This is a genomic window from Pseudomonas sp. UTLPPB19802 (assembly GCF_059730225.1).
On sequence record NZ_AP048545.1, the window covers coordinates 707,082 to 732,178 of the forward strand.

Annotated in this window: 25 protein-coding genes; 12 read left to right on the plus strand and 13 right to left on the minus strand. The window is 63.9% G+C overall.

Features of this window, described 5'->3' with window-relative positions; genetic code table 11:
- The first annotated feature begins 91 nt into the window (after nucleotides 1–91).
- Nucleotides 92–736: a ribosome biogenesis GTP-binding protein YihA/YsxC gene (gene yihA, locus AC6I6U_RS03115; protein ID WP_497880604.1), complete on the plus strand. Its 645-nt coding sequence runs from the start codon at nucleotides 92–94 to the stop codon at nucleotides 734–736.
- Nucleotides 737–1,466: 730 nt separating this feature from the next.
- On the opposite strand, the gene polA is transcribed toward yihA, so the two are convergent.
- Complete coding sequence (gene polA, locus AC6I6U_RS03120) at nucleotides 1,467–4,280, minus strand: DNA polymerase I (RefSeq protein WP_497880605.1); 2,814 nt, start codon at nucleotides 4,278–4,280, stop codon at nucleotides 1,467–1,469.
- Nucleotides 4,281–4,354: 74 nt separating this feature from the next.
- On the opposite strand from polA, the gene AC6I6U_RS03125 reads away from it, so the two are divergent.
- Together AC6I6U_RS03125 and AC6I6U_RS03130 are read left to right on the plus strand one after the other, a co-directional pair.
- Nucleotides 4,355–4,645 carry a DUF2782 domain-containing protein gene (locus AC6I6U_RS03125; protein WP_497880606.1) on the plus strand — a complete coding sequence of 97 codons (291 nt, stop codon included), beginning with the start codon at nucleotides 4,355–4,357 and terminating at the stop codon, nucleotides 4,643–4,645.
- Between the two features lie 59 nt (nucleotides 4,646–4,704).
- On the plus strand, nucleotides 4,705–5,655 hold the full coding sequence (locus tag AC6I6U_RS03130; protein ID WP_497880607.1) for a homoserine kinase: 951 nt from the start codon (nucleotides 4,705–4,707) through the stop codon (nucleotides 5,653–5,655).
- Between the two features lie 151 nt (nucleotides 5,656–5,806).
- Here AC6I6U_RS03130 and AC6I6U_RS03135 read toward each other — a convergent pair whose 3' ends face one another.
- Nucleotides 5,807–6,739 carry a zinc ABC transporter substrate-binding protein gene (locus AC6I6U_RS03135; protein ID WP_497880608.1) on the minus strand — a complete coding sequence of 311 codons (933 nt, stop codon included), beginning with the start codon at nucleotides 6,737–6,739 and terminating at the stop codon, nucleotides 5,807–5,809.
- Between the two features lie 57 nt (nucleotides 6,740–6,796).
- On the opposite strand from AC6I6U_RS03135, the gene zur reads away from it, so the two are divergent.
- From zur to AC6I6U_RS03155, 4 genes are read left to right on the plus strand one after another with little or no spacing between them, the layout of a single operon-like run.
- Nucleotides 6,797–7,279, plus strand: a complete 483-nt coding sequence (gene zur / locus AC6I6U_RS03140; protein ID WP_026144964.1) for a zinc uptake transcriptional repressor Zur — start codon at nucleotides 6,797–6,799, stop codon at nucleotides 7,277–7,279.
- Nucleotides 7,279–8,067, plus strand: a complete 789-nt coding sequence (gene znuC, locus AC6I6U_RS03145; protein WP_497880609.1) for a zinc ABC transporter ATP-binding protein ZnuC — start codon at nucleotides 7,279–7,281, stop codon at nucleotides 8,065–8,067. The genes zur and znuC overlap by 1 nt, the downstream gene beginning before the upstream one ends.
- Nucleotides 8,060–8,848, plus strand: coding sequence for a zinc ABC transporter permease subunit ZnuB (znuB, locus tag AC6I6U_RS03150; protein WP_497880610.1), 789 nt, complete (start codon nucleotides 8,060–8,062; stop codon nucleotides 8,846–8,848). Before znuC ends, znuB begins: the two co-directional genes overlap by 8 nt.
- 37 nt (nucleotides 8,849–8,885) lie before the next feature.
- A complete protein-coding gene (locus AC6I6U_RS03155) occupies nucleotides 8,886–9,602 on the plus strand; it encodes a PA5502 family lipoprotein (protein WP_497880611.1) in 717 nt (238 codons plus the stop codon).
- A gap of 87 nt (nucleotides 9,603–9,689) precedes the next feature.
- Here the strand turns inward: AC6I6U_RS03155 and katE are convergent, their stop codons facing one another.
- Entirely contained in the window at nucleotides 9,690–11,828 is a 2,139-nt protein-coding gene (gene katE, locus AC6I6U_RS03160) for a catalase HPII (RefSeq protein WP_497880612.1), read from the minus strand.
- A gap of 255 nt (nucleotides 11,829–12,083) precedes the next feature.
- Between katE and AC6I6U_RS03165 the strand changes: the two genes are divergently transcribed.
- The 3 genes from AC6I6U_RS03165 to AC6I6U_RS03175 all read left to right on the plus strand — a co-directional run bounded on the left by AC6I6U_RS03165 (nucleotide 12,084) and on the right by AC6I6U_RS03175 (nucleotide 14,620).
- Nucleotides 12,084–13,091 (plus strand): methionine ABC transporter ATP-binding protein, encoded by a 1,008-nt coding sequence (locus AC6I6U_RS03165; RefSeq protein ID WP_497880613.1) that lies wholly within the window; start codon nucleotides 12,084–12,086, stop codon nucleotides 13,089–13,091.
- Nucleotides 13,091–13,765, plus strand: a complete 675-nt coding sequence (locus tag AC6I6U_RS03170) for a methionine ABC transporter permease (protein WP_497880614.1) — start codon at nucleotides 13,091–13,093, stop codon at nucleotides 13,763–13,765. The genes AC6I6U_RS03165 and AC6I6U_RS03170 overlap by 1 nt, the downstream gene beginning before the upstream one ends.
- An 81-nt stretch (nucleotides 13,766–13,846) precedes the next feature.
- Complete coding sequence (locus AC6I6U_RS03175; protein ID WP_497880615.1) at nucleotides 13,847–14,620, plus strand: MetQ/NlpA family ABC transporter substrate-binding protein; 774 nt, start codon at nucleotides 13,847–13,849, stop codon at nucleotides 14,618–14,620.
- A 172-nt stretch (nucleotides 14,621–14,792) separates the two neighbouring features.
- On the opposite strand, the gene AC6I6U_RS03180 is transcribed toward AC6I6U_RS03175, so the two are convergent.
- Nucleotides 14,793–15,650: a LysR family transcriptional regulator gene (locus AC6I6U_RS03180; protein ID WP_497880616.1), complete on the minus strand. Its 858-nt coding sequence runs from the start codon at nucleotides 15,648–15,650 to the stop codon at nucleotides 14,793–14,795.
- A gap of 145 nt (nucleotides 15,651–15,795) precedes the next feature.
- Here AC6I6U_RS03180 and AC6I6U_RS03185 point away from each other — a divergent pair, with 145 nt between their 5' ends.
- Nucleotides 15,796–16,221, plus strand: coding sequence for a VOC family protein (locus tag AC6I6U_RS03185; RefSeq protein WP_497880617.1), 426 nt, complete (start codon nucleotides 15,796–15,798; stop codon nucleotides 16,219–16,221).
- Between the two features lie 149 nt (nucleotides 16,222–16,370).
- Here AC6I6U_RS03185 and AC6I6U_RS03190 read toward each other — a convergent pair whose 3' ends face one another.
- Genes AC6I6U_RS03190 through AC6I6U_RS03210 form a run of 5 tightly spaced genes read right to left on the minus strand, consistent with a single transcriptional unit; the run spans nucleotide 16,371 to nucleotide 20,285 of the window.
- Complete coding sequence (locus AC6I6U_RS03190; RefSeq protein ID WP_497880618.1) at nucleotides 16,371–17,006, minus strand: SCO family protein; 636 nt, start codon at nucleotides 17,004–17,006, stop codon at nucleotides 16,371–16,373.
- A complete protein-coding gene (gene cyoE, locus AC6I6U_RS03195; protein ID WP_497880619.1) occupies nucleotides 17,003–17,902 on the minus strand; it encodes a heme o synthase in 900 nt (299 codons plus the stop codon). Before cyoE ends, AC6I6U_RS03190 begins: the two co-directional genes overlap by 4 nt.
- A complete protein-coding gene (locus AC6I6U_RS03200; RefSeq protein WP_497880620.1) occupies nucleotides 17,890–18,969 on the minus strand; it encodes a COX15/CtaA family protein in 1,080 nt (359 codons plus the stop codon). Before AC6I6U_RS03200 ends, cyoE begins: the two co-directional genes overlap by 13 nt.
- Before the next feature lie 10 nt (nucleotides 18,970–18,979).
- A complete protein-coding gene (locus AC6I6U_RS03205; protein WP_497880621.1) occupies nucleotides 18,980–19,573 on the minus strand; it encodes a PA_0111/PP_0108 family redox-active disulfide protein in 594 nt (197 codons plus the stop codon).
- The gene (locus tag AC6I6U_RS03210) at nucleotides 19,539–20,285 is read right to left on the minus strand and encodes an SURF1 family protein (RefSeq protein WP_497880622.1); all 747 of its coding nucleotides are present in this window, start codon (nucleotides 20,283–20,285) and stop codon (nucleotides 19,539–19,541) included. Before AC6I6U_RS03210 ends, AC6I6U_RS03205 begins: the two co-directional genes overlap by 35 nt.
- Before the next feature lie 71 nt (nucleotides 20,286–20,356).
- On the opposite strand from AC6I6U_RS03210, the gene AC6I6U_RS03215 reads away from it, so the two are divergent.
- Complete coding sequence (locus AC6I6U_RS03215; RefSeq protein WP_497880623.1) at nucleotides 20,357–20,560, plus strand: twin transmembrane helix small protein; 204 nt, start codon at nucleotides 20,357–20,359, stop codon at nucleotides 20,558–20,560.
- 13 nt (nucleotides 20,561–20,573) lie between these two features.
- Here the strand turns inward: AC6I6U_RS03215 and AC6I6U_RS03220 are convergent, their stop codons facing one another.
- Genes AC6I6U_RS03220 through coxB form a run of 4 tightly spaced genes read right to left on the minus strand, consistent with a single transcriptional unit; the run spans nucleotide 20,574 to nucleotide 24,842 of the window.
- On the minus strand, nucleotides 20,574–21,470 hold the full coding sequence (locus AC6I6U_RS03220) for a cytochrome c oxidase subunit 3 (protein WP_497880624.1): 897 nt from the start codon (nucleotides 21,468–21,470) through the stop codon (nucleotides 20,574–20,576).
- Between the two features lie 34 nt (nucleotides 21,471–21,504).
- A complete protein-coding gene (locus tag AC6I6U_RS03225; RefSeq protein ID WP_497880625.1) occupies nucleotides 21,505–22,053 on the minus strand; it encodes a cytochrome c oxidase assembly protein in 549 nt (182 codons plus the stop codon).
- 16 nt (nucleotides 22,054–22,069) lie between these two features.
- A complete protein-coding gene (gene ctaD, locus AC6I6U_RS03230; RefSeq protein WP_497880626.1) occupies nucleotides 22,070–23,659 on the minus strand; it encodes a cytochrome c oxidase subunit I in 1,590 nt (529 codons plus the stop codon).
- A 55-nt stretch (nucleotides 23,660–23,714) separates the two neighbouring features.
- Complete coding sequence (gene coxB, locus AC6I6U_RS03235; protein WP_497880627.1) at nucleotides 23,715–24,842, minus strand: cytochrome c oxidase subunit II; 1,128 nt, start codon at nucleotides 24,840–24,842, stop codon at nucleotides 23,715–23,717.
- Nucleotides 24,843–25,097 lie beyond the last annotated feature (255 nt).

Sequence of the window (25,097 nt, forward strand, 5' to 3'; positions counted from 1 at the left end):
CACTAAATCTGCGGCATTATATACTGGCGTCCATGAAACGGAAACGACACAGCTTGTCGCGCCTCCCGGCACCGCCCACATTGGAAATCCCATGCAACTCAAGAACCCCATTCTCGGCCTGTGCCAACAGTCCACCTTCATGCTCAGCGCTGCCAAAGTCGACCAGTGCCCGGACGACGCCGGTTTTGAAGTGGCCTTTGCCGGCCGTTCCAATGCCGGCAAGTCCAGCGCGCTGAACACCCTCACCCATGCCAGCCTGGCGCGCACCTCGAAAACCCCGGGTCGCACACAGCTGTTGAATTTCTTCAAGCTAGACGATGAACGCCGTCTGGTCGACCTGCCGGGCTACGGTTATGCAAAAGTCCCGATCCCGCTCAAGCAGCACTGGCAGCGTCACCTGGAGGCCTACCTGGGCAGCCGCGAGAGCCTCAAGGGCTTGATCCTGATGATGGACGTGCGCCACCCGATGACCGACTTCGACCGGCTGATGCTCGACTGGTCGATCGCCAGCGGAATGCCGATGCACATCCTGCTGACCAAGGCCGACAAGCTGACCTATGGCGCGGCGAAGAACACCCTGCTCAAGGTCCAGGCGGAAATCCGCAAGGGCTGGGGCCAGGCGGTGACCATCCAGCTGTTCTCGGCGCCCAAGCGCCAGGGCCTGGAAGAGGCCTACACGGTGCTGGCCGATTGGCTGGGGCTGATGGAGAGCGGTGCGGAGGAAGAGGCGGAGTAATCCGGCAGATGGGGGTGGATGGCCGCCTGCGGCGGTTCGCGGGCAAGCCCGGCTCCTACAGAAAAGCAGTGTCAACCACAGAACTGCGGCGTACACCAAACGGTCTGTGGTGTGTTCGGGCAAGGCAAAAGTGCGGCTCGAAAGCGGAGTTTAGTGTTTCAACGCAGCATGAAGCACCGGCACCAAGGCGCACGCCAAACGGTCTGTGGTGCGTTCAGGCAAGGCAAAAAGCGGCGGAAAAGCGGAGTTTAGTGGTCTAAATGAGCATTTTCCGCCGCTTTTTAACGCAGCATGAACGCACCACAGGCCGTTTGGGGGGCAAAAAAAACCCCGGACTTCGTATGGGGAGGGGAAGTTCGGGGTCCAAGTTCCGGACCGCTAGGGCGGGGTCCAGAATATCTGCCAACACTTAACACAACATAGGAGCATCGAAGGGCTTCACCAGCCATTCACTAACTCTGAGTGGCAAAAACCCGATTTAGTTCCGAACATCTTCAAAAACTATTTGGCATAGCCACTGAAGAGTTCAGAACCAAACATCTTTCGATGCCCCGGCGGCTGCGCAAGGCTTGCGGACCTGTTCGTGGCGGTTCGGCGCCCCGACGAGCCCCGCTCCTACAAGCTTTGTGTCGTACTCTATTTCTGCGCCCGACACCGCACTGTAGGAGCCGGGCTTTCCCGCGAACCGCCAGAGGCGGCCATCCCCCACGAGCGCCTGGAAAGGCCGCGATCAGTGCGCCTCGTCCCAGTTGTTGCCCACGCCCACCTCGACCAGCAGCGGCACATCCAGCTGCGCCGCGCTGCTCATGTGTTCGCGGATCTTCTCGCTGACCTCGGCCACCAGGTCCTCGCGCACCTCCAGTACCAGTTCGTCGTGCACCTGGAGGATGACCTTGGCGTCCAGCCCGGAATGGCTCAGCCAATCATCGACCTTGACCATGGCCTTCTTGATGATGTCCGCCGCAGTGCCCTGCATCGGCGCGTTGATCGCCGTACGCTCGGCCGCCGCGCGTTCCTGGGGTTTGTTGGAGTGGATGTCCGGCAGGTACAGCCGGCGACCGAAGAAGGTCTCGACATAACCCTGCTCCGAAGCCTGGCCTCGGGTGCGCTCCATGTACTCGCGAACCCCTGGGTAGCGGGCGAAGTACACGTCGATATAGGCCTTGGCGGTCTTCGTATCGACGCCGATGTCCTTGCCCAGCTTCTGCGCACCCATGCCGTAGATCAGGCCGAAGTTGATCGCCTTGGCGCTGCGCCGCTGATCGGAGGTGACCTCGTTCAGCTCGACCTTGAACACTTCGGCTGCCGTGGCCGTGTGCACGTCGAGGTTGTCGCGGAAGGCATTGAGCAGGCCTTCGTCCTTCGACAGGTGGGCCATGATCCGCAGTTCGATCTGCGAGTAGTCCGCTGCCAGCAGCTTGTAGCCCTTAGGTGCGACGAACGCCTGGCGGATACGCCGGCCTTCGGCGGTACGTACCGGAATGTTCTGCAGGTTCGGGTCGCTGGAGGACAGCCGACCGGTAGCCGCTACCGCCTGGTGGTAGGAGGTATGGATGCGTTGCGTGCGCGGATTGATCTGCTCCGGCAGGCGGTCAGTGTAGGTACTCTTCAGCTTGCTCATGGAGCGGTACTGCATCAGCACCTTGGGCAGCGGATAGTCATCCTCGGCCAGCTTGGCCAAGACTTCCTCGGCGGTGGAGGGCTGGCCCTTGCCGGTTTTCTTCAACACCGGCAGGCCGAGTTTCTCGTAGAGAATCACTCCCAACTGCTTGGGCGAGCCGAGGTTGAACTCCTCGCCAGCGATCTCGAAGGCCTGGCGCTCCAGCTCGATCATCTTGTTGCCCAGCTCGATGCTCTGCACGCCCAGCAGATCCTTGTCCACCAGCGCACCCTGGCGCTCGATGCGAGCCAGCACAGGCACCAGCGGGATCTCGATATCGCTGAGCACGCTGGCCAGGCTCGGGATGGCCGCCAGTTGCTCGTGCAGTGCCTGGTGCAGGCGCAGGGTCACGTCGGCATCTTCGGCCGCGTAGTGGCCGGCCTGTTCCAGGGGAATCTGGTCGAAAGTCAGTTGCTTGGCGCCCTTGCCGGCGATGTCCTGGAAGCTGACGGTGTCGTAGTCCAGGTACTTCTTCGCCAGGCTGTCCATATCGTGCCGGGTCGCGGTGGAATTCAGCACATAGGATTCGAGCATGGTGTCGAAGGCGATGCCACGCACGGTGATGCCGCAATCGGGGTCGCCACCGATGGCGCAGTTGGCGAGGATGTTCATGTCGAACTTGGCGTGCTGGCCGACCTTGAGTTTCTCCGGGTCCTCCAGCAGCGGCTTCAGCGCCAGCAACACGCTGTCGCGGTCCAGTTGCTCCGGCACGCCGATGTAGGAGTGGGTCAGCGGAATATAGGCCGCTTCATTGGCCTGCACGGAAAAGGACACGCCGACCAGTTGGGCCTGCTGGGCGTCGATCCCGGTGGTCTCGGTATCGAAGGCGAACAGCTTGGCGTCCTGCAGTTTCTTCAGCCAGACATCGAAGCGAGCCTGGTCGAGGATGGTTTCGTACTGCGGCTCGGTAGAAGCCGGCACAGCGCTTTCTGTCGCTGCTGCCTCGGCCACCGCCTGGCTCGCCGCCGGCGCTGGCGCGGTAGTTTCCTGCAGGCTGGCGCGCTTGGCCTCGCGGTTCAGTTCGTCGAGCCAACCCTTGAACTCCAACGACGCATACAGCTCCAGCAGCTTGTCGCGGTCCGGCTCCGCCAGGTGCAGGTCGTCCAGGCCGACGTCCAGCTCGACATCGACCTTGATGGTCGCCAGCCGATAGGACAGGAACGCCATCTCCTCGTGCTCGAGCAGCTTGGCCGGCAGGGTCTTGGCCCCACGGATCGGCAGGGTCGGCACCAGGTCGAGGTTGGCGTACAGCTCCTTCAGGCCGCCGTTGACCCCCACCAGCAGGGCCACGGCGGTCTTCTCGCCAACGCCCTTGACCCCGGGAATGTTGTCGGAGGAATCGCCCATCAGCGCCAGCAGGTCGATGATCTGCTCGGGCGCGACGCCAAACTTTGCCTTCACGCCTTCCACGTCCATGGACGTCTCGGACATGGTGTTGACCAGGGTGATATGCCCGTCGACCAACTGGGCCATGTCCTTGTCGCCGGTGGAGATCACCACCGGACGGTCTGCCGCCGCGCTGCTGCGGGCCAGGGTACCGATCACGTCGTCGGCTTCCACCCCTTCCACGCACAGCAGCGGGAAGCCCATGGCGCGCACGCTGGCGTGCAGCGGCTCGATCTGCACGCGCATGTCGTCGGGCATGCTTGGCCGGTTGGCCTTGTAGTCGGCGAACATTTCGTCGCGGAAGGTTCCGCCCTTGGCGTCGAACACCACCGCGAACGGGCTGTCCGGGTACTGCTTGCGCAGGCTGCGGAGCATGTTCAGGACGCCCTTCACCGCACCGGTCGGCACCCCCTTGGAATTGGTGAGCGGCGGCATCGCGTGAAACGCGCGGTACAGGTACGAAGAACCGTCCACCAGGACGAGGGGTGCTTTGCTCATGAGCGGTATCAACCTTTTTGGCAGGTCCAGCGGTAGAATGATGGGACCGTTGACGACAAAGGGACAAGGTTATCATGCGCACGCTCAATCGCTTGTTGTTGGCCGGCCTGTTTGCAATCACTCCGTTGGCGGCGATCGCCGCGGATGACGCGCCTTCAGCCGATCCAGAAGTGACCATTCGCACGGAAGGCGACAAAACCATCCAGGAATACCGGCAGAATGGCTTTCTGTACGCCATCAAGGTCATCCCGAAAGGGGGCAAGCCATACTTTCTGGTACGCGCCGACGGAACTGATGCAAACTTCATCCGCTCGGATCAGCCGGATATGCTGATTCCGTCGTGGAAGATCTTCGAGTGGAAGTAACCCTTTAACCCTAAGCGGCGCCGGCTCTATCGCGGCGCCCGGACTGGCAGCTCTTAAACATGTCTGTGTTCACCCCGCTGGCTCGACCCGAGCTGGAAACCTTTCTCGCGCCCTACGGGCTCGGTCGCCTGCTCGATTTCCAGGGAATTGCCGCCGGCAGTGAAAACACCAATTTCTTCATCAGCCTGGAGCAGGGCGAGTACGTCCTGACCCTGGTCGAACGCGGCCCGGTGCAGGAGATGCCGTTCTTCATCGAACTGCTCGACGTACTCCACGATGCCGACCTGCCAGTGCCCTACGCCCTGCGGACCACCGACGGCCAGGCCCTGCGCGAACTGGCCGGCAAGCCGGCGCTGCTGCAGCCGCGGCTGGCCGGCAAGCACATCAAGCAGGCCAACGCGCAGCATTGCGCCCAGGTTGGCGAGTTGCTCGGCCACCTGCACCTGGCAACCCGCGACCGGATCATCGAACGCAAGACCGATCGCGGCCTGGACTGGATGCTCGAAGAGGGCAACAAGCTGAAGTCGCACCTGGGCACCGAGGCCCACGACCTGCTGGAAACCGCCTTGGAAGAGATCGCACGCTGCAAGGCGAAGATCCTCGCATTGCCGCGGGCCAACCTGCATGCCGACCTGTTCCGCGACAATGCGATGTTCGAAGGCACGCACCTGACCGGCCTGATCGACTTCTACAACGCCTGCTCGGGGCCGATGCTGTACGACGTGGCGATCTCGCTGAACGACTGGTGCTCGGATGACGATGGCCAGCTCGATGGCCAGCGCGTACGGGCGTTCCTGGGGGCGTATGCGGCATTGCGGCCGTTCACCGCGAGCGAGGCCGAGCTGTGGCCGACCCTGCTGCGGGTGGCGTGCGTGCGCTTCTGGCTGTCGCGGTTGATCGCGGCCGAGTCCTTCGCCGGGCAGGACGTGCTGATTCACGATCCGATGGAGTTCCAACTGCGGCTGGCGCAGCGGCAGCAGGTGAGCCTGGCGTTGCCGTTCGCCCTCTGATCGACAGAAGTCCTTCAGCGCTCCTGAAGGCCTCTTCGCGGCGGTTCGACGCACCGACAAGCCCGGCTCCTACAGGGTTGTGTCGTTCACGGAATAGTGTACGACGAGGTCCTGCAGGAGCCGGGCTTGCCCGCGAAGAGGCCTCTCCTGCTTACAGAGATTCCAGGCAACTGGCCAAATCGTTACCGAGTTTTTCCAGCACCTGCTCATACCCATGGGCAGCCGCCGGCGTGTAACCGCCCAGCGCATCCAGCTCCGCCAGCTTCACCGGCAATCCGGACACCAGCGTCTCGGCCAACCGCGGCCGCAGCGGCGGCTCGCTGAACACGCAGGTCTTGCCGACTTCCTGCAAGCGCGTACGCATCGCCGCGACATGCTGGGCACCCGGCTGCACCTCGGCGGCCACGCTGAACACCCCGGCGTGCTTGAGGCCATAAGCGTCCTCGAAATAATCGAACGCCTCGTGGAACACGAAGTACGGCTTGTTCGCCACACCCGCCAGGCGCGCCTTCAGCCGCGCATCCAGGGCATCCAGGCGGCCCGAGAAGGCCTCGGCATTGTGCCGGTAGCGCTCGGCGTTGGCCGGATCGGCCTTGGCCAGGTCCTCGGCCATGCGCGCAGCGATCACCCGCGCATTGACGGTCGACAGCCACAGGTGCGCATCCAGCGATCCTGGGCGGTGATCATGGTCATGCTCGTCGGCATCTTCAGCGTGAGAGTGGCTATCTTCGGCGAACCGACGGAGTTTCATGCCCGGCAGGTCCTGCACCGCCACGGTCGGCAGGCTGCGGCCCTTGAGGACCCGCGGCAGGAAGCTCTCCATGTCCGGGCCGACCCAGTACAGCAGGTCCACCGACTGCACCTTGCGCACATCGGACGGCCGCAGGGCGTAGTTGTGCGGCGAGGCGCCCGGCGGCAGCAGCACCTCGGGCGTGTCCACGCCTTCTTCGACGGCGGCGGCGATCAATTGCAGGGGCTTGATGCTGGTCAGCACGCTGACCTGCTGGGCCTGGACAGTTCCGGTCACGAACAAACCGGCGCTTATAGCGACAAAAAAGGCAAAAAGACGGGGCACGATGGACACTCAAGGCGGCAGGAACAGGTAACATAATAACGTCTCTCACAACAATCGTCGCCGCTCATGCCTAAAACCCCTCTCGCCAGTCGCCCCCACGATCACTCCCACTGCGTGCATAGCGCGCTGTCCGAGGCCGATGCCCTGTGCGCGCGCCAGGGCCTGCGCCTGACCGCCCTGCGGCGGCGGGTGCTGGAACTGGTCTGGCAGAGTCACAAGCCGCTGGGCGCCTACGACATCCTCGCCGTACTCAGCGAGCAGGACGGCCGCCGCGCCGCGCCGCCGACGGTGTACCGCGCGCTGGACTTCCTGCTGGACAACGGCCTGGTCCATCGCATCGCCTCGCTCAACGCCTTCGTCGGCTGCAACAATCCGGAGCATGCCCACCAGGGCCAGTTCCTGATCTGCCGCAATTGCCACGCGGCCATCGAGCTGGAGCAGAAGACCATCAGCGACGCCATTGTCCAGGGCGCCAGCGACGTCGGTTTCGTCGTCGAGGGCCAGACCGTCGAAGTGGTCGGCCTCTGCTCGGGCTGCCAGGGGGCCTGATGAGCACTGCGCTGATTCGCCTCGACCAGGTTGGCGTGACATTCGCCGGGCAGGACGTGCTGGACAACATACACCTGAGCGTCGAGCCCCGGCAGATCGTCACCCTGATCGGCCCCAATGGCGCCGGCAAGACCACCCTGGTGCGGTCCGTGCTCGGCCTGCTCAAGCCGACGCGCGGCAGTGTCTGGCGCAAGCCGAAACTGCGGGTCGGCTACATGCCGCAGAAGCTGCACGTCGACCCGACGCTACCGCTGTCGGTGCTGCGCTTCCTGCGCCTGGTACCGGGGGTCGACCGTGCCAGGGCGCTGGCAGCCCTGGCTGAAGTGGGTGCCGAACAGGTGATCGACAGCCCGGTGCAGAGCATCTCCGGCGGCGAGATGCAACGCGTGTTGCTGGCCCGGGCGCTGCTGCGCGAACCCGAACTGCTGGTCCTCGACGAGCCGGTCCAGGGCGTCGACGTCGCCGGCCAGGCCGAGCTCTACAGCCTGATCACCCGCCTGCGCGACCGCCATGGCTGCGGCGTGCTGATGGTTTCCCACGACCTGCACCTGGTGATGAGTACCACCGACCAGGTGGTCTGCCTCAACCGCCACGTCTGCTGCTCCGGCCACCCCGAGCAGGTCAGCGGAGACCCGGCTTTCGTCGAGCTGTTCGGCAGCAACGCGCCGAGCCTGGCGATCTACCACCACCATCACGACCACGCCCATGACCTGCATGGCACGGTGGTCAGCGAAGAGGCCACGCCGGCCCACGTCCACGTTCACGGAGATAGCTGCAAGCATGGCTGATTTTCTGCTCTACGCCCTGCTTGCAGGCCTGGCCCTGGCGCTGGTGGCGGGCCCGCTGGGTTCGTTCGTGGTCTGGCGGCGCATGGCCTATTTCGGTGACACCCTGTCCCACGCCGCGCTGCTCGGCGTGGCCCTGGGCTTCCTGCTGGACATCAGCCCGACCCTGGCGGTGACCGTCGGCTGCCTGCTGCTGGCGATCCTGCTGGTGACACTGCAACAGCGCCAGCCACTGGCCTCCGACACGCTGCTGGGGATTCTCGCACCGAGTACGCTGTCCCTCGGCCTGGTGGTCCTGAGCTTCATGCACGAGGTGCGCATCGACCTGATGGCCTACCTGTTCGGCGACCTGCTGGCGATCAGCAGCACCGACCTGGCCTGGATTCTCGGCGGCAGCGCGGCAGTGCTGGCGTTGCTGGTGACGCTGTGGCGGCCACTGCTGGCGATCACCGTGCACGAGGAACTGGCCACCGTCGAAGGCCTGCCGGTGGCGACCCTGCGCATGGCGCTGATGCTGCTGATCGCAGTGGTGATCGCCGTGGCGATGAAAATCGTCGGCGTGCTGCTGATCACCTCACTGCTGATCATTCCGGCCGCGGCGGCCCAGCGACACGCCCGCTCACCGGAGCAGATGGCCCTCGGCGCCAGCTTCCTGGGAGTGCTGGCAGTGTGTGGCGGGCTGGCCCTTTCGTGGTTCAAGGACACCCCCGCCGGGCCGTCGATCGTCGTGGTGGCGGCCGGGCTGTTTCTGCTGAGTTTTGTCCTGCCACGCAGAGGGGTGTAGACTTGCTCGTTTTTTGCGCAATTAGAGAGTCGCAGGAATGAAGCTTTCCGCCTCCCGTTATCTGCTCCTTGCCGCATTTTCCCTGCTGTTGGGTGCCTGCCAGAGTACCCCGCCGGCCGAAACCGCCGTGCCGGATGCCCGGACCACGGCGATTGCCGCGCTGGAACAAAGCATCAACAGCAACGAGCTGGCCACCGCCGAAGACCAGTTGGGCACCTTGCAGGCGCAGTCCCCGGACGACCCGCAACTGGTCCAGTACCAGCGGCAGTTGGCCGAGGCCTACCTGCAACGCAGCCAGATCGTCCTGCAGAAAGGTGACGTCAATGCCGCCGCCACCGCCCTGAGCCGTGCCCGCGCGCTGATGCCCAAGGCCCCGGCGCTGACCGGTGGCGTCAACGGTGCCATCGCCCAGGCGCGCAAGGCCGAGCTGGAAAAAGCCGAGGCCGACTTGCAGGCTGCCGAAGCCAAGCCGGCCGCCAAGCTGATCGACCCGAGCGCCGAACACAGCACCATTGCCCTGAACATCCAGGACATTGCACTGCTGCGCAAGCAGATGGATGCGCTGGCGGCGGACGTAGTCAATTACCAGTGCGCGGTAACCTTCCAGGTACCGCGCACCCAAGACTATCCGTGGCTGGAGACCCTGCTGGGCAAGCGGGTGAAGAAGCTTGATCCGAACTTCGACTTGAAGATCGACAAGCAGATCGACCGCAAGGTCAAGGCCCAGGTGGTGCTGAGCCCGCGCAAGCCCTGAGACCGCCGATCGCCAGCAAGCCCGGCGCCGACGGCGCTTGAGTCGATCGTTCCCACGCGGAGCGTGGGAACGATCTTGTGGACCCCGTCAGGCCGGCACCGCCTTCGCCCGTTCCTCACGCTCCCAGACCCGATGCTCGGCCAGCGCCGCGACAAAGGCCTTCAACGCCTTGGCATCACTGCCCACCACCAACCCCGCGTCCGCCTGTAGGTGCAGCTTCTCCAGCAACGGCTTGGCGTCCCCATGCACGGCGATCGGCTTGAGGTGCTTGTAGGCCTCCAGCAGGTAATGCAACGCCACGCCATTGCCGCCGAGGGCCTTGATCGACTCGGCGCCGCCCGGCACATACACCGCATCGAATGCCACCGACGGCAGGCCCTCCATCGAGGCATCCACCGCCAGGCTCGCACCGCCAGCCGTGGTAATCGCTGCCGACGTCGGGCCGAGCAGCCGCGCATGGGCACCTTCCGCTTCCAACAGCTTCTGCACCGCCTCGATCGCTGCACCATCGACGCCATTCGCCGCCAGAATCGCCACCTTGCGCGTTTTGATGTTCCCCGCCAGCAGGTTCGCCTGGCTCAGCGCCGGCGACTGCTCCAGCGCGGTCTGGCGCGGCGTCACCGTGCCCGCCTGCGGTGCCGGCAGGCCGAGGTTGGCGGCGACCCGCCCGGCCAGTTCCAGATCGATGTTGGCAAGGATCTCGTTCACCTGCCGTGCACGGATATGCTCACGCTCCACCTTGCCCAGCTCGAAGCTGTAGGCGGCGATGATGTGTTCCTTCTCGTGCGGGCTCATGCTGTGGAAGAACAGCCGGGCCTGGGAGAAGTGATCGGAGAACGATTCGCTGCGCTGGCGGATCTTCGCCGCATCGATCCGCTCGGGGTAACTCTCGAAGCCGCCATCCCGCGCCGCTGGCGGGGTTTCCCGCGGCCAGCCGCCATCGATCGAGTTGGGTTCATAGGAGGCCCGGCCCTTGTCGATCACCGTACGATGCTGGGCATCGCGCTGGCTGCTGTGGAAGGGTGCCAGCGGCCGGTTGATCGGAATCTCGTGGAAATTCGGGCCGCCCAGTCGGCTGATCTGGGTGTCGGTGTAGGAAAACAGCCGGCCCTGCAGCAGCGGGTCGTTGGAGAAGTCGATTCCCGGCACGATGTGTCCGGGACAGAAGGCAACCTGCTCGGTTTCGGCGAAAAAATTGTCGGGGTTGCGATTGAGCACCATCTTGCCCAGAGGGGTAATCGGCACCAGCTCTTCGGGAATCAGCTTGGTCGGGTCGAGGATATCGAAGTCGAAGTTGTGCTCGTCTTCCTCGGCAATGATCTGCACACCCAACTCCCACTCGGGGTAATCACTGCTTTCGATCGACTCCCAGAGGTCGCGGCGATGGAAATCGGTGTCCTTGCCGGCCAGCTTCTGCGCTTCATCCCACACCAGCGAGAAGGTACCGACGCTGGGGCGCCAGTGAAACTTGACGAAGCGCGAGCCACCCTCGGCATCGACCAGGCGAAAGGTGTGCACGCCAAAACCTTGCATGGCCCGCAAACTGCGCGGAATTGCCCGGTCGGACATGGCCCAGATCACCGCGTGGGCCGATTCCGGCACCAGTGAGACGAAGTCCCAGAAAGTGTCGTGGGCCGAACCGCCAGTGGGAATCTCGTTGTGCGGCTCGGGTTTGACCGCATGGACGAAATCGGGAAACTTGATCGCGTCCTGGATGAAGAACACCGGCACGTTGTTGCCGACCAGGTCGAAATTGCCTTCCTCGGTGAAGAACTTCACCGCGAAGCCACGGATGTCCCGCACGGTATCCCCGGAACCGCGTGGCCCCTGGACCGTGGAGAAGCGCACGAACACCGGAGTCTTGGTGCCGGGGTTCTGCAGGAAACCGGCCTTGGTCAATGCCGCGTGGTTCTCGTAGGCCTGGAAGTAGCCATGGGCGGCAGTGCCTCGCGCGTGAACGATGCGTTCGGGGATCCGCTCATGGTCGAAATGCGTGATCTTTTCACGCATGATGAAGTCTTCCAGCAGCGAAGGCCCACGGGCCCCGGCTTTCAGGGAGTTCTGGTTATCGGCGACCTTGACTCCCTGGTTGGTGCGCAACGCCTGCTCGGTGGCGTCGGAACGAAAGGGTTCCAGGCTCTGCAGCTTGTCATTGGTGTTGCCGCGATCCAGGGTGTCGGTTCCAGCCAGCTGGCTCTTGGTGGCCGTAGGTTTCTTGGTACTCATCAGACAGATTCCTCGGTTACAGTCGCAGGAGAAACGCCGGATAAGCGGCAGGATCTCCAGGAGTGGGATTCGAAGTGCCTAAGGAGTGACTGCCAGCGGCAACGAGCCGTTCCTTTTTTCTGACCACTGATCGTGTTATTGCCAAATCGCAGGTTGCATGCGAAATAAATGCTAATAGCATCTATACGGACAGGCTAAAATGCGCGCCCGGCTAACCGCTGACCCCTTTCCATTGCGCCCCACAAGGTTCGCTACGTGATCGAGTTTCATAACGTCCATAAAACCTACCGGGTCGCCGGTAAGGAAATCCCCGCCCTGCACCCGACCAACCTGCGCGTCGAGGCAGGCCAGGTGTTCGGCCTGATCGGCCATTCCGGCGCCGGCAAAAGTACCCTGCTGCGCCTGATCAACCGCCTGGAAGCCCCGAGCGGTGGCAAGATCGTGGTCGACGGCGAGGAAATCACCGCGCTCGACGCCAACGGCCTGCGGCGTTTCCGCCAACAGGTCGGGATGATCTTCCAGCACTTCAACCTGCTGGCGTCCAAGACCGTCGCCGACAACGTCGCGCTACCGCTGACCCTGGCCGGTGAACTGTCCCGCCGGGAGATCGACCAGCGCGTCGCCGAGCTGCTGCAGCGCGTTGGCCTGGCCGACCACGCGAAGAAGTACCCGTCGCAATTGTCCGGCGGGCAGAAACAGCGCGTCGGCATCGCCCGCGCCCTGGCGACCAAACCGAAGATCCTGCTGTGCGACGAAGCCACCAGCGCCCTCGACCCGCAGACCACCGCCTCGGTCCTGCAACTGCTGGCGGAGATCAACCGCGAGCTGAAGCTGACCATCGTCCTGATCACCCACGAGATGGACGTGATCCGCCGCGTCTGCGACGTGGTCGGCGTGATGGACGCCGGCGTGATCGTCGAGCAGGGCCCGGTGGCCCAGGTCTTCCTGCACCCCCAGCACCCGACCACCCGGCGTTTCGTCCAGGAAGACGAGCAGGTCGACGAAAACGAGCAGCGCAACGACTTCGCCCATGTGCCAGGCCGCATCGTGCGCCTGACCTTCCAGGGCGACGCCACCTACGCGCCGTTGCTGGGCACTGTCGCCCGTGAAACCGGAGTCGACTACAGCATCCTCGCCGGCCGTATCGACCGCATCAAGGACACCCCGTATGGGCAACTGACGCTGGCCATCACCGGCGGCGACCTCGACGCCGCCTTCGCCCGCTTCACTGCGGCTGACGTCCATATGGAGGTACTGCGCTGATGGACCTGTTCCTGAGTTTCTTCGCCAACATCGACTGGTCGGATATCTGGGAAGCCACCGGCGACACCATGATGATGCTCGGCGGCTCGCTGCTGTTCACCGTCCTGCTCGGCCTGCCGCTGGGCGTGCTGCTGTTCCTGTGCAGCCCACGCCAACTGCTGGAGCACAAGGCGACCTATTCGGCGCTGTCGTTCGTGGTCAACGTGGTGCGTTCGCTGCCGTTCATCATCCTGCTGATCGTACTCATCCCCACCACCGTGTTCCTCACCGGCACCTCGCTGGGGGTGGCCGGCGCCATTCCGCCGCTGGTGATCGGTGCCGCACCGTTCTTCGCCCGCCTGGTGGAAACCGCCTTGCGCGAGGTCGACCGTGGCATCATCGAAGCGACCCAGGCCATGGGCGCGACCACCCGCCAGATCGTCTTCAACGCCCTGTTGCCTGAGGCCCGCCCGGGCATTCTCGCGGCAATCACCGTGACCACCATCACCCTGGTAGGCTATACCGCCATGGCCGGCGTGGTCGGTGCCGGCGGCCTCGGCGACCTGGCGATCCGCTATGGTTACCAGCGGTTCCAGAACGATGTGATGCTGGTCACCGTGGTCATGCTGGTAGTGCTGGTACAGGTGCTGCAGACCATTGGCGACAAGCTCGTGGCGCGTTTCTCGCGCAAGTAACCCCAAACGCTTTCGCAATCTACTGAATTGCCGGCCCGAAGGCCGGCAGATGCCAAGCGGCATCTCACATGGAGTCGTTCGATGAAAAAACTGATCGCTGCCTTCGCCGCCGTCGCGGCGTTCTCTGCCCATGCCGCAGAAACCCTGAGCGTGGCCGCCAGCCCGGTACCGCACGCGGAAATCCTCGAATTCGTCAAGCCGGTCCTGGCCAAGGAAGGCGTGGATTTGAAGGTCAAGGTCTTCACCGACTACGTGCAGCCGAACGTGCAGGTGGCCGAGAAACGCCTGGACGCCAACTTCTTCCAGCACCAGCCATACCTGGATGAGTTCAACAAATCCAAGGGCACCCACCTGATCAGCGTCGCCGGCGTACACGTCGAGCCGCTGGGCGCCTACTCCAGCAAGTACAAGAAGCTCGAAGACCTGCCAGGCGGCGCCACCGTGGTCATCCCGAACGACGCCACCAACGGCGGCCGTGCGCTGCTGGTACTGGAGAAGGCCGGCCTGATCAAACTCAAGGACGCACACAACATCCTGTCGACACCGAAGGACATCGCCGAAAACCCGAAAGACCTGAAATTCCGTGAACTGGAAGCCGCGACCATCCCACGCGTGCTGACCCAGGTCGACCTGGCGCTGATCAACACCAACTACGCGCTGGAAGCCAAGCTCGATCCGTCCAAGGATGCGCTGTTCATCGAAGGCAAGGACTCGCCTTACGTGAACATCCTGGTGGCCCGCCCGGACGACAAGGATTCGGACGCCATGAAGAAACTGGTTGCTGCGCTGCACAGCCCGGAAGTGAAGGCGTTCATCCTCGATAAGTACAAGGGTTCGATCCTTCCGGCGTTCTAAGCCTCACCGCTCCCACGGGCACCGTGTACCTGTGGGAGACGGCCGGGCGGCGCTCCGCTTGCTGGCGATTGCGGTGTATCAGCCTGCGAAGAGGTTGACTGTCGGACCGCAATCGCCAGCAAGCCGGCTCCTACAAAGGTTCGCTTGTGCAAACAAGCCCGGTGTTCGACACCTACCGGGCCCGCAGGCACTCCAACAGGCAATCCAGCGCCGGCTGGCGCTGGGCGCGGCGCAATACCGCGATCAGTTGCCGCTCGAAGGTCAACTCACCCAGCTCGATCACCCGCAAATGATCCGCCCGTTGCAGCCATAGTCCCGCCCGTGGCACCAGCGACACGCCCAGCCCGCACTCGACCATCCGCACGATCGCCTCGATCTCGTCCAGCTCCAGCACATCCCGCACCTGGATCCGCTGCTCGCGCAGGAACTGGCTCACCAGCCGCCCGCCGAACGAGCCGCGGTCATACCGCACGAACGGCTGCTCGGCGAGCAGTTGCAGCGGATCATCGCCCGGTAGTTGCAGCGGTGCGATCAGCACGAAGGCCTCGCTGGCCAGCGGTATCTCCAGCAACTCCTTGGGCAACTCGAACGGCGGCTTGATCAGCAGCGCCAGGTCCAGCTCGCCGGCATCGACCTGGCTCAACAGGTTGAGCGACACGCCGGGAACCAGCTTCAAATCCACTCGCGGCGCCGCCTCGCGAAACCTCGGCAGGGCCTGGGGTAGCAAACCGGTCTGCACGGTGGCGATGGCGCCGATGCGCAGTTCGCCCTGCCACTCCGCAGCGGCCGTGGGCAAGGCCATCGCACCGTACAGGCTGAGGATCTGCTCGGCCAATGGCAGCGCATGACGCCCGGCCGCATTCAGCACCGCAGCGCGTCCGCTGCGGTCGAACAGGCGCACGCCGAGGTTCTGCTCCAGCACTCGCATCTGCGCACTGACTGCCGACTGGGTCAGCCCCAACTGCTGCCCGGCGGCGACAAAGGTGCCTTCGCGGGCCACGCGGATGAAGGTCTTGAGTTCTCGCAGCATCAGGCTTATCCAAAGGCGGAATGAAACAGATCGGGAGATGGCAGGATACGACAAAATAATTCGTGCTCGACGGCAAGAATATGCGCTTTTCAACAAAATAATCGTCTCTAGACTGAAAGCTCATTTCTCACGATGAGTATCGGTCATGGCGCTTTCTCCCTTTCATCTGGCAATTCCCGTCCACGACCTGGCTGCGGCACGGCGCTTCTACGGCGAGGTATTCGGCTGCCCGGAAGGACGCAGCAGCGATCATTGGGTCGACTTCGACTTCTTCGGCCACCAGTTGGTGATCCACTACCAGGCCCGGACCGCCGCCCAGGAGCAGGCGATGAGCAACCCGGTGGATGGCCACGACGTGCCGGTGCCGCATTTTGGCGTGGTGCTGGGCTGGGACGAGTGGGAAGCGCTGGCCGACCGGCTGCGGGCCAGGGAGACCCGGTTCGTGATCGAACCCTACGTGCGCTTCAAGGGGCAGGTGGGCGAGCAGGCGACCATGTTCCTGCTCGATCCGTGTGGCAATGCACTGGAGTTCAAGGCGTTCAAGGATATCGGGCAGTTGTTTGCCAAGTAGCTCTATGGCGAATTTGAGGGCTCTTCGCGGCGATGCGGCGTCCCGACAAGCCCTGCTCCTACCGTGCCGGTGTCGCACGCCTACTCCGTGTATGGCTTCGCCCTGTAGGAGCAGGGCTTGCCCGCGAAGAGGCCAGCACCGGCCCCAGACTAGTTACGCTTGAGCATGTTCGGCAACTGCGCCACCAGCTTCTGGTTGTTCAACGGCGCACGGATGAACCCGCGCTGCTTGCCATCCGGCCCGACGATCGCCAGGTTGCCGCTGTGGTCGACGGTGTAGTTCGGCTTGCTGGTATCGGCCGGGATGAACGGGATGCTCACCGCGTTCGCCAGCTTCTGCAGGTCCTCGATGGAGCCCGCCGTCAGCCCACGAAACTGCGGATCGAAATAGCCCAGGTACTGCTTGAGCTGCTTGGGGTTGTCCCGATTGGGATCGACGCTCACCAGGATGACCTGCAGCTTGTCCACCGCCTCCTTGGGCAGCTCGCTCTTGATCTGCCGCAACTGGGCGAGGGTGGTCGGGCAGATGTCCGGGCAGAAGGTGTAGCCGAAGAACAGCAGGGTCCACTTGTCCTTGAGCTGGTCGACCTCTACCGGCTGGCCGTCCTGGTCGGTCATCTTCACGTCCGGCAACGTGCGGCTCTGCGGCAGCAGGATGATCCCGGCATCGATCAGCGCAGTGGTGTCGCCCTGGCCCTTGCCGTTGAGGACCTTGTTGACCGTGAGCCCCAGGACCAGGGCCACCACGGCGACGAGAATGAAGACGGTTTTCTGAGTTCGAGTCATAGATTCAACAGTAGGTAGTGATCGACGAGCAGCGCGATGAACAACAGGAGCAGGTACCAGATAGAGTACTTGAAGGTGTCGATCGCTGCATGCGGCCGGGTGCCACGGTACAGCACCCAGGCCCAGTGCAGGAAGCGCGCGCCCAGGCCGAGGGCGCAGAGCAGGTAGAGCACGCCGCTCATGTGGATCACGAACGGCAGCAGGCTGGCCGCCAGCAGGACGCAGGTGTACAGCAGGATATGCACCTTGGTGTAGTGCTCGCCATGGGTCACCGGCAGCATCGGGATATCGGCCTTGGCGTATTCCTCCTTGCGGTGGATCGCCAGGGCCCAGAAGTGCGGCGGGGTCCAGGCGAAGATGATCAGCACCAGCAGCAGCGGTTCGGCGCCCAGGTGCCCGGTGGCCGCGACCCAGCCCAGAAGCGGCGGCGCGGCGCCGGCCAGGCCGCCGATGACGATATTCTGCGGCGTGGCGCGCTTGAGAAACCCGGTGTAGATCACCGCGTAGCCGAGCAGCGAGGCCAGGGTCAGCCAGGCGGTCAGCGGGTTGGTGAAGGCCAGCAGCAGCGCCTGGCCGAGCACCGCCAGCAGCAGGGCAAAGCCCAGGGCCGCCGGCGGCGAGACGCGGCCTTCGGCGATGGGCCGCTTGTGGGTTCGGGCCATGACCGCATCGATGCGCCGGTCCACCACATGATTGACCACCGCCGCGCCGGCCGCGCACAGGCCGATGCCGAGGTTGCCGAAGACCAGCACCGTCCACGGCACGCCGGCGCGGGTGGCGAGGAACATGCCAACCAGCGAAGTGACCAGCATCAGCACCACCACCCTGGGCTTGGTCAGTTCCACGTAGTCGCGCCAGATCGCCTGGCGATGGCGATCGCCGGCTACAGTCGCCATGGCAGTTCTCCCTTGAGGGTAATGGGTCCATGCACTACGCCACGTGGGCTGAGCCGCCAGCGCGCGGGCGCCTGGTTACGCACCCGCACCAGGGCCGTCCGTGCGTGATAGTTGACCAGCACCAGCGTCAGCAGCAACAGCGCGCCGCCAGCATTGTGGGCGACGGCCACCGGCAATGGCAGGTGGAAGTAGACGTTGCTCAGGCCCAGGCCGATCTGTGCCGCCAGGGCGCATAGCAACAACCCGGCCAGGCGGGTCATGCCGACCAGCCGCAGTTGCCAGGCCAGCCCCAGCAGCACCAGGGTCACCAGCAGGGCGCCGACGCGATGGGTCAGGTGAATGGCGGTGCGGGCCTCGCTGTCGAGTTGGCCGCCCAGGTAGTTCGGGCCGATGTGCTGGGTCAGGTGGAAGCCGTTGGCGAAGTCCGCCGCCGGCCACCATTGGCCGTGACAGGTTGGCAGGTCGATGCAGGCCACTGCGGCATAGTTGGAGCTGACCCAGCCACCGAGGGCGATCTGCAGGATCACCAGCAATAACCCGGCCGTCGCCCAGCGTTGCAGGCGCCGCGGCACCGCCAGCGCCGGCAGTACGCCGGACAGGCGCAGGGTCAGCAGGAACAGCAGGCTCAAGGTGGCGAAGCCGCCCAGCAGATGGCCGGTCACCACCTGCGGCCAGAGCTTGAGGGTCACCGTCCACATGCCGAAGGCAGCCTGGGCCAGCACCACGGCCAGGAGAAACAGCGGCAGCTTCAGCGGCTGCCCTTCGCGCCGGCGCTCCATCCACGAGCGTGCCGCCAGGACGATGATCGACAGCGCCAGGGTACCGGCGAAATAGCGGTGGATCATTTCGTTCCAGCCCTTGTGCGCCTCCACCGGCGAGTCGGGGAAATGCAGCTCGGCATGGGCCAGTTGGGCTTCGCTCTTGGGCACGCTGATGAAGCCGTAGCAGCCCGGCCAGTCGGGACAGCCGAGGCCGGCATGGGTCAGCCGGGTATAGGCGCCAAGCAGCACGACGAGCAGCGCCAGCAGGGTGGCAAACAACGCGAGACGGAATCCTGGCTTGGCCATGCCGTTGTCCTCAGCCGATGTTCGACAGTTTCAGCAGTTGGCGCAGGTCGTTGAGCAGGTCCTTGCCCTTGACCCGGGCGTCGTAGCGCAGCACCAGGTTGCCGTGGGGATCGATGATCCACAGCTGTGGCGCACCGCTGCCCTTGGCCTCCCGGGTGTAGGCGGCCAGGTCGAGCGGATAGCGCTGCAGTTGCGGGTATTCGCGTTGCAGCTTGGCGCCGTAGTCTTCGCTCAGCGGCTGCACGGTCGCCAGCGCATGGCTGGCCCGCGAGGCATCGCGCCCCAGGCCGATATGGATCTGCCGCGCCAGGTAGACCAGTTGCTGGCAGTCCACCGAGCATTCCTGCGGTGCGGTCACCAGTAGCTGCCAGCGACTCTCGTCGGCCTGCACGCCGAGGTCGACGCGGCCCTGGCCATTGCCGATCAGCTCACCGTGGTAGCTGCGGCTTTCCGGCACCCAGAACTGCAGCTTGTACATGCCGGTGGCGAGAATCATCGGGCCGACGACCATCAGCACGATGAGGACCAGTTGCCAGCGGCCACGGGCGCGCGCTCCCGGCCGCCGTGGCTCAGTGGTGTCGAATCGATTCATGGTCGCTCCCATGGCGTTTCTCCCTTGCGTTGTGCCATCCGAGGTAGAGATAGAGACCGAACAGGGCCAGGGCCATGGCGAACCATTGCACGGCGTAGCCGAGATGCTTCTCCGGGCCCATGCCTTCGGCCACCACCGGCCAGTCGGTTTCGTAGCTGCCGGGGCCGGGTTCCTGGCGCAGTTCGTAGGCGAAGCCTTCGCGCCCCAGTTCCTTCCACAGCTTGTCGGGGTCGATTGCGGTCACCAGCCGCGGCCAGGCGGCATCGGCCGGGTCGGCGTGCAGCTGGAAGGTCGCGCCAGGCGCCACGTAGACCCAGGCATCAATGTTCAGCGCCTGCCCCGGCGTACTGAACTGCGGCGGCATGCGCCGTTGCGGCCAGGGCAGCCAGCCGCGGTTGACCAGCAACCAGAGCCCACTGGCTTGGTCGTGAAACGGCTGGATCAGCTCGACCCCGACCCGGCCGTTGCGGATGCGATTGTCCAGCAGGTAGCTGTGTTCGCCGTCGAACTGGCCGCGCAGGCGCACCCGGCGAAAGGCCGGGTCGGGATTGCCCTGCAGTTGCCCGACGCTGAGCGGTTCGGCTGTGCGCCGCTGGGCATGACTGTCGAGCAGCAGGCGCTTCTCCTCACTGCGGTGCAGTTGCCAGAAGCCCAGCGATACCAGCAGCGGCAGCAACAGCAGCACCGCCAGGGTCGGGGCCAGGCCAAAGCGCAAGCGCCTCATGCTGGCACCCCCTGGGCAGGAAGCGGGCTCGCTATACTCAAGTACATGCGCATCTCCCCCGGAGTCTCACCATGCTCAAAGTGGCGATTGTCCTGATGCTGATAGCCACGGTGGCCAGCCTGTTCAGCGGCCTGGTCTTCCTGGTCAGGGACGAGGGTCCGTCCCGTCGCCTGCTCACCGCACTGACGATTCGCGTCAGCCTGGCCGTGATCACCCTCGCGTTGATCACCTGGGGTTTCTACAGCGGCCAGTTGGTCTCCAGCGCCCCCTGGTAGGCGGGCGCCGCGTTCACAGCACGTAGACGAAAACGAACAGGCCGATCCAGACCACGTCGACGAAGTGCCAGTACCAGCTCGCCGCCTCGAAACCGAACTGATGCTCGGCATCGAAATGCCCACGCAGGATGCGCATCAGCATGACGAACAGGATCAGCGTGCCGATGGTCACGTGGGCACCGTGGAACCCGGTAAGCATGAAGAACGTCGCGCCGTAGATGCCCGAACCGAGGGTCAGGCCCAGTTCGTGATAGGCGTGCAGGTACTCCTCGGCCTGGAAGCCGAGGAACGCCAGGCCCAGCAGCACCGTCAGCGCCAACCAGGCTTTCAGCGCACCGCGATGGCCCTTCTTCAGCGCGTGGTGAGCGAAGGTCACCGTCACGCTGGAACTGACCAGCAGCACGGTGTTGAGCAGCGGCAGGCCCCACGGGCTGATGGTGCCCTTGGGCGCCGGGAACAGTTTCGGATCGGGGTTGTTCAGCAGCGGCCAGGCTTTCTCGAACTCCGGCCAGAGCAAATGGGCCAGGCCCTTGGCGCCGCCTTCACCGGCCAGCCACGGCACCGACATGTGCCGCACATAGAACAGCGCGCCAAAAAAGGCGACGAAGAACATCACCTCGGAAAAGATGAACCAGCTCATGCCCCAGCGAAACGAGCGATCCATCTGCGGGCTGTAGAGACCGGCGCGGCTTTCGCGAATCACCGAACCGAACCAGCCGAACAGCATGTAGGCCAGCAACAGGCCACCCACGAAGAAGATCAGCGGGCCATGGGATTCCGGGCGTGCCGCCTTCAAGTCGTTGAACCAGGTCGCCAGGCCGTAGACCGTGACCAGCAGACCAAAGGTGGCGATGATCGGCCACTTGCTCTGGGCCGGAACGTAATAGTGCTCGTGGGTTGGAGTTGCCATTTCATTGTTCTCCTTGTCGGGCACGCCGAATGGCCTACCCGCCCGAATGGGCCACGGGTGGGTTGTGGGCGGTGATGTCGAACAGCGTGTAGGCCAGCGTCAGGTGCTTCACGTCCCTGGGCATGTCACGGTCAACGATGAAACGCACCGGCATCTCGATCCGCTCGCCGGGCTTGAGCGTCTGCTGGGTGAAGCAGAAGCACTCGGTCTTGTGGAAGTACACCGCCGCATTCCCGGGGGAAATGCTCGGGATCGCCTGGGCCTTCATCACCCGGTCGGTGGGGTTGTGGGCGACGAAGATCATCTCGTTCACCGCACCGGGATGAACGTCGATCCGGTCGGCCTTGGGGTAGAACTCCCAGACCATGTCCACCGCGTTGGTGGAGAGGAACTGCACGCCGACCTGGCGTGACGCATCCACCACCTGCTCGCCCTCGTATTGGCCGGCGGTCTTGCCGTTGATGCCGAACGCCTTGCACATCACGTCGTAGATCGGCACCAGGGCAAAACCGAAGGCGAACATCGCCACCACCACCAGCAGCAGCCGGGTGACCAGGCGCCTGAGTGAAACAGAGTCGCTCATCGGACGGTCCTCCCGGTCATTTCACTTGCGGCGGCGTGGTGAAGGTGTGGTACGGCGCCGGTGACGGAATGCTCCATTCCAGGCCCTCGGCGCCATCCCATGGCTTGGCCGGCGCCGCCGGTCCGCCACGGATGCACTTGATGACGATGAACAGGAACAGCAGTTGGGTGGTGCCGAACATGAAGCCGCCAATCGACGAGACCATGTTGAAGTCGGCGAACTGCAGGTTGTAGTCGGGAATCCGCCGTGGCATGCCGGCCAGGCCGACGAAGTGCATAGGGAAGAAGGTCAGGTTCATGCCGACGAACGACAGCCAGAAGTGCAGCTTGCCGAGGGTTTCGTCGTACATGTGGCCGGTCCACTTCGGCAGCCAGTAGTAGGCCGAGGCGAAGATGCCGAAGATCGCCCCCGGCACCAGCACGTAGTGGAAGTGCGCCACCACGAAGTAGGTGTCCTGGTACTGGAAGTCCGCTGGCGCAATCGCCAGCATCAACCCGGAAAAGCCGCCGATGGAGAACAGGATGACGAACGCCACGGCGAACAGCATCGGCGTCTCGAAGGTCAGCGAGCCTTGCCACATGGTGCTGACCCAATTGAACACCTTCACTCCGGTCGGCACCGCGATCAGCATCGTCGCGTACATGAAGAACAGCTCGCCCACCAGCGGGATGCCGACCACGAACATGTGGTGCGCCCAGACGATGAATGACAGGAAGGCGATGCTCGCCGTGGCGTAGACCATCGAGGTGTAGCCGAACAGCGGCTTGCGCGAGAAGGTCGGGATGATCGCACTGACGGCACCGAAGGCCGGCAGGATCATGATGTACACCTCAGGGTGGCCGAAGAACCAGAACACGTGCTGGAACAGCACCGGATCACCGCCGCCGGCGGCACTGAAGAAGCTGGTGCCGAAGTGGATGTCCATCAGCATCATGGTCACGCAACCGGCCAGCACCGGCATCACCGCGATCAGCAGGAAGGCAGTGATCAGCCAGGTCCAGACGAACAGCGGCATCTTCATCAACGTCATGCCCGGCGCGCGCAGGTTGAGGATGGTCGAGACCACGTTGATCGCGCCCATGATCGAACTGATGCCCATCAGGTGGATGGCGAAGATGAAGAAGGTGACGCTTTCCGGCGCGTAGGTGGTCGACAGCGGCGCATAGAAGGTCCAGCCGAAGTTCGGCCCGCCACCGGCGGTGAACAGGGTCGAGACCAACAGGCCGAACGCCGCCGGCAGCAGCCAGAAGCTGAAGTTGTTCATCCGCGGCAGGGCCATGTCCGGCGCGCCGATCATCAGCGGGATCATCCAGTTGGCCAGGCCGACGAAGGCCGGCATCACCGCGCCGAAGACCATCACCAGGCCGTGCATGGTGGTCATCTGGTTGAAGAACGCCGGCTGCACGATCTGCAGGCCGGGCTGGAACAGCTCGGCGCGGATCACCATGGCGAACGAGCCGCCGAGCAGGAACATGGCGAAGCTGAACCACAGGTACAACGTACCGATATCCTTGTGGTTGGTGGTCAGCACCCAGCGCATCAGGCCCTTGGCGGGACCGTGGGCGTGGTCACCGGCATGACCATGGTCATCGATCACAGCACTCATGTCCTGTCTCCTGCAGAGGTTTGAACCGGGCGGCCCGGCAACGCGATAGGCCCGGTCATTTGCTTTCTGCCTGTTTCAGCGCCAGCACGTCTTTCGGCGTGACCATGTCGCCCTTGTTGTTGCCCCAGGCGTTGCGCTCGTAGGTCACGACCGCGGCGATATCGACTTCCGACAGCTGCTTGCCGAAGGCCGCCATGGCTGTGCCGGGCTTGCCGAAGAACACCCGGTGCAGGTGGTCTTCCTTCGGCCCGGTGGCGATCGGCGAACCCTTGAGCGCCGGGAACATCGGCGGCAGGCCCTGGCCCTCGGCCTGGTGACAGGCCACGCAGGTGGTGTGATAGATCTTGTCGCCGCGTTCCTTGAGCTCGTCGAGGGTCCATTCCTTGCTGGTCAGCTCCTTGAGCTTGGCCGCCTCGGCCTTGCGCTCGCCTAGCCAGGCGTCGTAGTCGGCGCGGGATTTCACATCGACGACAACGGGCATGAAGCCATGGTCCTTGCCACACAGCTCGGCGCACTGGCCGCGGTAGAGGCCGGGCTTGTCAACCTTGGTCCAGGCCTCGTTGACGAAACCGGGGATGGCGTCGCGCTTGACCGCGAAGGCCGGTACCCACCAGGAGTGGATCACGTCGGCGGAAGTCACCAGGAAACGCACCTTGACCCCCACCGGCAGCACCAGCGGCTGGTCGACCTCAAGCAGATAGTGCTCGCCCTTGGCCGTCTGGTTGTGGATCTGCTCCTGGGGCGTGGCCAGGTTGCTGAAGAACTCGACGTCCTGGCCCAGGTACTTGTAGTGCCACTTCCACTGGTACCCGGTGATCTGGATATCAACATCCGATTCACTGGTGTCGTACATTTTGATCAGCGTGGCAGTCGCCGGAATCGCCATGGCCACCAGGATAAGCAGCGGCACGACGGTCCAGAGGATTTCCACCGTGGTGCTTTCATGGAACCGGGCGGCAATCTGGCCGGTGGAGCGGCGGTGGACGATCATCGACCAGAACATCGCCCCGAAGACGATGATGCCGATCACCACGCAGATCCAGAAGATGGTCATGTGCAGGTCGAAGACCGCATGACTGACCTCGGTCGCTCCCTGCGTCATATTCGTCGTCCAGGCGGCTTGTGCCTGGCTGAATAACGACCACAGCAACAGGCCCATCCAGACCCGTGGATGTCGCATCATTGCGTGTTCCCCTTATCGTTCTTGTTATCCCGTCGGCTTTCACCTGGGGCAAAGGGAAATGGTCGGACTACGCACGCGGACCATTCGGTCTTGCCGAAACACAAAGCCGGACGTCATCAGCTAATTACATACAAAATCGAGTATAGACAGCGGCCAAGACCACGCAACGCAATACAAAAAATGAACCCGAAGTTGCCCTGAAAGCCAGTCACGGCGCGGGTTTGAGGCAAAATGATGGCAATTCAATATAACGCA

What these genes read in the sequence shown, in the direction of transcription:
- AC6I6U_RS03170 (WP_497880614.1), top strand. Translation starts at nt 13,091, where the DNA reads ATGGACCTGTTCCTGAGTTTCTTCGCCAACATCGACTGGTCGGATATC.
- coxB (WP_497880627.1), bottom strand. Translation starts at nt 24,842, where the DNA reads ATGATGCGACATCCACGGGTCTGGATGGGCCTGTTGCTGTGGTCGTTA.
- AC6I6U_RS03180 (WP_497880616.1), bottom strand. Translation starts at nt 15,650, where the DNA reads ATGCTGCGAGAACTCAAGACCTTCATCCGCGTGGCCCGCGAAGGCACC.
- AC6I6U_RS03190 (WP_497880618.1), bottom strand. Translation starts at nt 17,006, where the DNA reads ATGACTCGAACTCAGAAAACCGTCTTCATTCTCGTCGCCGTGGTGGCC.
- yihA (WP_497880604.1), top strand. Translation starts at nt 92, where the DNA reads ATGCAACTCAAGAACCCCATTCTCGGCCTGTGCCAACAGTCCACCTTC.
- AC6I6U_RS03215 (WP_497880623.1), top strand. Translation starts at nt 20,357, where the DNA reads ATGCTCAAAGTGGCGATTGTCCTGATGCTGATAGCCACGGTGGCCAGC.
- AC6I6U_RS03155 (WP_497880611.1), top strand. Translation starts at nt 8,886, where the DNA reads ATGAAGCTTTCCGCCTCCCGTTATCTGCTCCTTGCCGCATTTTCCCTG.
- AC6I6U_RS03200 (WP_497880620.1), bottom strand. Translation starts at nt 18,969, where the DNA reads ATGGCCAAGCCAGGATTCCGTCTCGCGTTGTTTGCCACCCTGCTGGCG.
- AC6I6U_RS03210 (WP_497880622.1), bottom strand. Translation starts at nt 20,285, where the DNA reads ATGAGGCGCTTGCGCTTTGGCCTGGCCCCGACCCTGGCGGTGCTGCTG.
- AC6I6U_RS03225 (WP_497880625.1), bottom strand. Translation starts at nt 22,053, where the DNA reads ATGAGCGACTCTGTTTCACTCAGGCGCCTGGTCACCCGGCTGCTGCTG.
- AC6I6U_RS03185 (WP_497880617.1), top strand. Translation starts at nt 15,796, where the DNA reads ATGGCGCTTTCTCCCTTTCATCTGGCAATTCCCGTCCACGACCTGGCT.
- polA (WP_497880605.1), bottom strand. Translation starts at nt 4,280, where the DNA reads ATGAGCAAAGCACCCCTCGTCCTGGTGGACGGTTCTTCGTACCTGTAC.
- cyoE (WP_497880619.1), bottom strand. Translation starts at nt 17,902, where the DNA reads ATGGCGACTGTAGCCGGCGATCGCCATCGCCAGGCGATCTGGCGCGAC.
- ctaD (WP_497880626.1), bottom strand. Translation starts at nt 23,659, where the DNA reads ATGAGTGCTGTGATCGATGACCATGGTCATGCCGGTGACCACGCCCAC.
- katE (WP_497880612.1), bottom strand. Translation starts at nt 11,828, where the DNA reads ATGAGTACCAAGAAACCTACGGCCACCAAGAGCCAGCTGGCTGGAACC.
- AC6I6U_RS03125 (WP_497880606.1), top strand. Translation starts at nt 4,355, where the DNA reads ATGCGCACGCTCAATCGCTTGTTGTTGGCCGGCCTGTTTGCAATCACT.
- znuB (WP_497880610.1), top strand. Translation starts at nt 8,060, where the DNA reads ATGGCTGATTTTCTGCTCTACGCCCTGCTTGCAGGCCTGGCCCTGGCG.
- AC6I6U_RS03175 (WP_497880615.1), top strand. Translation starts at nt 13,847, where the DNA reads ATGAAAAAACTGATCGCTGCCTTCGCCGCCGTCGCGGCGTTCTCTGCC.
- AC6I6U_RS03220 (WP_497880624.1), bottom strand. Translation starts at nt 21,470, where the DNA reads ATGGCAACTCCAACCCACGAGCACTATTACGTTCCGGCCCAGAGCAAG.
- znuC (WP_497880609.1), top strand. Translation starts at nt 7,279, where the DNA reads ATGAGCACTGCGCTGATTCGCCTCGACCAGGTTGGCGTGACATTCGCC.
- zur (WP_026144964.1), top strand. Translation starts at nt 6,797, where the DNA reads ATGCCTAAAACCCCTCTCGCCAGTCGCCCCCACGATCACTCCCACTGC.
- AC6I6U_RS03205 (WP_497880621.1), bottom strand. Translation starts at nt 19,573, where the DNA reads ATGGGAGCGACCATGAATCGATTCGACACCACTGAGCCACGGCGGCCG.
- AC6I6U_RS03130 (WP_497880607.1), top strand. Translation starts at nt 4,705, where the DNA reads ATGTCTGTGTTCACCCCGCTGGCTCGACCCGAGCTGGAAACCTTTCTC.